This is a genomic window from Nonomuraea sp. NPDC005730 (genome assembly GCF_040630865.1).
Classification (GTDB): domain Bacteria; phylum Actinomycetota; class Actinomycetes; order Streptosporangiales; family Streptosporangiaceae; genus Nonomuraea.
Window position 1 is genome coordinate 1 of record NZ_JBEXYK010000131.1, and the last position, 4,845, is coordinate 4,845.

Below are 4,845 nucleotides of genomic sequence, written 5' to 3' on the forward strand. Positions count from 1 at the left end.
GCCACTGCTGAGATCAGGCAGGCTTTCGGTGTTCATCTTCCGTTACGGCAGATCTTCGACACTCCCACCATCACCGCCCTCGCCCACGCGATCGACCGGCACGACGCCTCCACGGCACACCCGATCCCCGCGGTGCGCCCCAGGGAACGGGGCGAGCTCGACCTGCCGCTGTCGTACTCGCAGGAGATGATCTGGTTCCTGAGCGAGCTGTCGCCCCACTCCGTCGCCTACAACGTGTCGCTGGCGGTGCGCTGGCGCGGCGACCTCGACCCGCGCACGCTCGCCAGGGCGCTCACCGAGATCATCGCCAGGCACGAGATCGCGTACTCGTCGTTCCACGTCGAAGGCGGCAGGCCGCTGCAGCGGGTCGGCCGCCCGTGGACGGTCGAGCTGCCCGTCCTCGACCTGCGCGCCCTCGACCCGCAGCGGCGGCAGCAGCGGCTGGACGACCTGCTGGCCGAGTTCAACGTCCCGTTCGAGGTGGACAGGGAAGCGCTGTTCCGCTGGCGGCTGGCCAGACTCACCGACGACGAGTACGTGCTCCTCCAGGTCGAGCACCACTTCGTGCACGACGGCTGGTCCATCGGTTTGTTCCTGGCCGAGCTCAAGGCCATCTACCGGGCGTTCAGCGAGGGACGACCGCATGACCTGCCGCCACTGGAGGTCCATTACGGGGACTTCACCCTGTGGCAGCGGCAGCTCGTCGAGCACGGTCATCTCGCCCACCAGCTCGCCTACTGGCGCGAGCAGCTCAGCGGCGGAGCGCTGCCGGCACTGAACCTGCTGGGAGAGCGGTCGAGAGCGGCGGAACCGAGCGTACGCGGCGCGGTCGAGCGGCTGCGTCTGGCGCCGGACGTGTGCGAGCGTCTCACCAGCCTCGGCAGGGAGCACGAGACCACCCTCTTCGTGACCCTGTACACGGTGTTCGCCGTCACCTGCCGGGCGTTCGGCGCGACCGACGACGTCGTGATCGGATCCAGCTCGGCCAACCGGCCGCTCCGGGAGCTGGAGCCCGTACTCGGCATGATGGTCAACCCGCTGGTGCTCAGGCTCGACGTCGGCGGGAACCCGTCCTTCACAGACCTGCTCGGCCGGGCCAGGGAAACGGTGCTCGGCGCCTTCGACCACGCCGAGTACCCGTTCGAGCTCCTGGTCAGGGAGCTGGCGCCGGCCAGGGACGTGCGTGCCAACCCGCTCTTCCAGGTCTCCTTCGCCTTCCACGACACCCCGCTGCCGACGCTGGAGTTCCCCGGCCTGGCCGGCCGCGTGGAGTACCTCGCGGGGGAGTCGGCCAAGTTCGATCTGAACGTGACCGGCATCAGGGAGCCCGCCGATCCCATCGACGGGCGGGAGGGCGGTTACGTCCTGGAATGGGAGTACAGCACCGACCTGTACCGCGCCGGTGAGATCCGCAGGTTGATCCGCGCCTACCGGACGATCCTCGACCAGATCATGGAACGACCCGACGCCCGTGTGGACGAGCTGGTCGCCGAGGCGCACAGGCTCGACCGGCAAAGAGCGGCAGTGGTCCGCGCCGACCCCGGTGCGACCCGGCGAAAGCCGATCTTCAGCACCCATTCGTAGGAGACGGGATGACGCAGAGATTCTCCGATCACCGGCGCCGCGCACTGCCCGACGGCGACCCGATCGACCTGTCCACCGTACCGGGCTGCGACGGGAGGCTCCCGCTCGTCCGGCCGAGCACGCCGGGGGTGAGCCTCACCGGATGGGCCGCGGCGAACCGGCAGCGGCTCGACGGCTGGCTCGACGAGCACGGCGCCGTGCTCTTCCGCGGCTTCGACCTGTCATCCGCCGAGCGGTTCCAGGACCTGGTGTCCGTCGCGGCGGGCGAGCCGCTGGAATACCGTGAACGGTCGACGCCCAGAACAGCGGTCCACGACCGCGTCTACACCTCGACCGAGTATCCGGCGAGCGAGCACATCCCCCTGCACTGCGAGAACTCCTACGCGCACACCTGGCCGCTGCGGCTGATCTTCTGGAGCCTCACACCGGCGGCCACCGGCGGTCAGACGCCCATCGCCGACTGCCGCAGAGTGCTCGCCAGGCTCGGCCGGGAGGTGCGCGCCAGGTTCGCCGAACGCGGCGTGCGCTACGTGCGCAACCTCGGAGGCGGCCTCGGACTGGATTGGCGGGCCGTCTTCCAGACCGACGACCGGGCCCAGGCGGAGCAGGCGTGCCAGGCCGCCGGTTACGCCTACCGCTGGCATGGCGACCGGTTACACCTGAGCAGAGTCGGGCCTGCCATCGTCCGGCATCCGCGCACGGGTGAGCTCACCTGGTTCAACCACGCGGTGCTGTTCCACGTCTCGTCCCTGCCGGCCGCCGTCGCCGACGCCCTGCTGTCCGAGTACGGCAAGGACGGCCTGCCGAACAACACCTACTACGGCGACGGCTCCGACCTCGAACCCGACGTGCTGGCGGAACTGCGGGCCGCGTACGAGGCCGAGGCGCTCGCGTTCACGTGGGAACGCGGGGACGTCCTGATCGTGGACAACATGCTGGTCGCCCATGGCCGCGTGCCGTACACCGGCTCCCGGCGGCTGCTGGTGACCATGGCTCAGCCTTTCAGTGCGGATCAGCTGGTGAAGGAATCGGTGGATGTCTGAGGAAGCGGCGGTTCACGCGTTTCGATCGTCTCCGATGCAGGAGCGTTCGCTGTCCCACGCCCGCCGCTTCGCGGGTGAGCCGCCAGTGGTGCACCTCCGCGCCCGGCTGCCCGCCGGGCTCGGCACCGCGCGGCTGAGCGGAGCCTTGCGCGACGTCGTGGCCAGGCACGAGATCCTCCGCACCGCCCTGCGGGCGCTGCCGGGGATGGCCGAGTCGGCACAGATCATCGGGACGGTTCCCGACCAGGTGCTCAGGGTGCTCCCCGACGGCGACCGCGACGCGCTGTCCAGGAGCGAGATGGCCATGGCGGTGGAGCACGGCGGGTTCGTCGCCGCGCGCACCTCGGAGTTCCTCTTCCTGTCCGCCCCCACCTGGTGCGCGGACGAGCCGACCCTGCTCCTCGTCCTGTCCGAGCTGGACCTGACGGGCGAGCGGCCGCAGTACGCCGATCTCGCGCAGTGGCTGCACGAGGTGCTGGACGAGGAGGGGCGGTCCGCCGCCGACTCGGTGCTCGGCGTGACCGGGCCGCTGCTGGCCACCGCCGCGTCGCGGCTGGCGGTACGCGAAGCCGCCGTCCGCGCGCTCGCCGTGATCGACCTGCCGGACATGGAGTGGCAGGGGCCCGAGACGGCGGCGCTCCTGCTGTCCTGCTGGCGTACCGTGCTGAGCCGCATGGCGGGATGCACGGTTCCCGTGGCCGTCGCGGTGGACGGCCGCGACCAGGCCGGCCTGGCGGCGGCGGCCGGGCCGCTGGCCCGCTACCTCCCGCTCCTCACCCCGTACGACGGGACGCGCACCTCGGCGGACGACGTACGAGTGATCGACGCCGACTGGGAGGCGCTCCGCGCGCAACACGCGGCGCTGGACTTCGGGGACCGGCCGTGGCCGTACGCCTTCAGCATGGTGACGGTGCCACCCCCCTGGCAGGTGGACGGCCTCGTCGACGCGGGCGAGCCGCACGCGCTCCGGCTGTCCGCGGTCCGGACGGGTGACCGAGTGGCGATGCGGATCACCGCCGACCACCATGCGATCGACCGGGCGCCGGCGGCCGAGATCGCCGACCAGTTCCGTCAGGCCGTGAGCGACGCACTGGCCAGGCCGACGACCCCGCTGGGACGCCTCGACCTGATGTCGGAACGCGCGCGGGAGCAGCGGGCGGCGTTCAACCCCCCGGTCACCGGCCTCCCCACGGGAACGATCGCGGACCTCGTCCTCGACCGCGCGAACCGGTGCCCGGACGAGCCCGCGATCCTGTCGCCAGGCGGACCGGCGACCACGTTCGGCCGGCTCGCCGACGGGATCCGCGCCGTGGCCGCCGCCCTCCTCGACAGGGGTGCCGGCCCGGGTGATCTGGTCGGCGTGTATCTGCCGCGGACCGCCGACCTGGTCATGGCGATGCTCGGCATCCTGCGGGCCGGCGCCGCCTACGTCCTGCTCGACCCCGCGCACCCGGCCGATCGCACCGCGTACGTGATCGGTGACGCGCGGCCGGGCATCTGCGTCACCGATGGCGCCCCCGTCCCGGGCCACCAGGGGATCACGCTCGACGTCGGGGAGATACGAGAGGCGACCGCGCCCGAGTGCGCCCCACCGCATCCGGCCGCCCTGGCGTACGTGATGTACACCAGCGGGAGCACCGGCCGGCCGAAGGGCGTGATGGTGACCCACGCGGGTCTGACGAACTACGTCACCTTCGCCGCGGGACGCTATGTGACCGACGGGCTCAGCGGGGCGGTCGCCGACTCCCCGGTGACGTTCGACCTGACGGTGACCAGCCTGCTCGTGCCGCTCGTGGCCGGCCAGCCCGTCACGCTCCTGTCCGGGAGCTGCGGGCTGGGCCGGGTGGATCCGCTCATCGAGGTGCTCAGGGGCCGGCCGCGGCTCAGCCTGCTCAAACTGACGCCGTCCACACTGACCGCGATCAACCGGACGGCTCAGGTCGGCGAACTGGCCGGTGCCGCCCGCGTCCTGGTCATGGGCGGGGAGCAGCTGACGTACGAGTCCGTCGAGGCATGGAGGGAGGGCGACGCGGAGCTGCGGATCGTCAACGAGTACGGCCCTACGGAGACCGTGGTGGGCTGCTGCGTCCACGAGGTGACGCCGGACGATCCGCACATCGGGCCGGTGCCGATCGGGTCGCCGGTTCCGGGTGTCGAGGTGCATGTGCTGGATGATCGTCTGGATCCGGTGCCGGTGGGTCATGCCGGGCAGATCTTC

3 protein-coding genes are annotated in these 4,845 nt (G+C 71.4%); all 3 read left to right on the top strand.

Annotated features, from left to right (window positions below; all coding sequences use genetic code 11):
* A partial coding sequence (locus tag ABZ444_RS51255) for a condensation domain-containing protein (RefSeq protein WP_358012661.1) occupies window positions 1-1,584 on the top strand: 1,584 nt, incomplete at its 5' end.
* Window positions 1,585-1,592: 8 nt separating this feature from the next.
* Window positions 1,593-2,627: a TauD/TfdA family dioxygenase gene (locus ABZ444_RS51260; RefSeq protein ID WP_358012662.1), complete on the top strand. Its 1,035-nt coding sequence runs from the start codon at window positions 1,593-1,595 to the stop codon at window positions 2,625-2,627.
* Between the two features lie 34 nt (window positions 2,628-2,661).
* On the top strand, window positions 2,662-4,845 hold a 2,184-nt coding region (locus tag ABZ444_RS51265; RefSeq protein WP_358012664.1), incomplete at its 3' end, for an AMP-binding protein.

Excerpts from the sequence above, each read along its gene's own strand:
- ABZ444_RS51260 (WP_358012662.1), top strand. The coding sequence starts at position 1,593 with ATGACGCAGAGATTCTCCGATCACCGGCGCCGCGCACTGCCCGACGGC.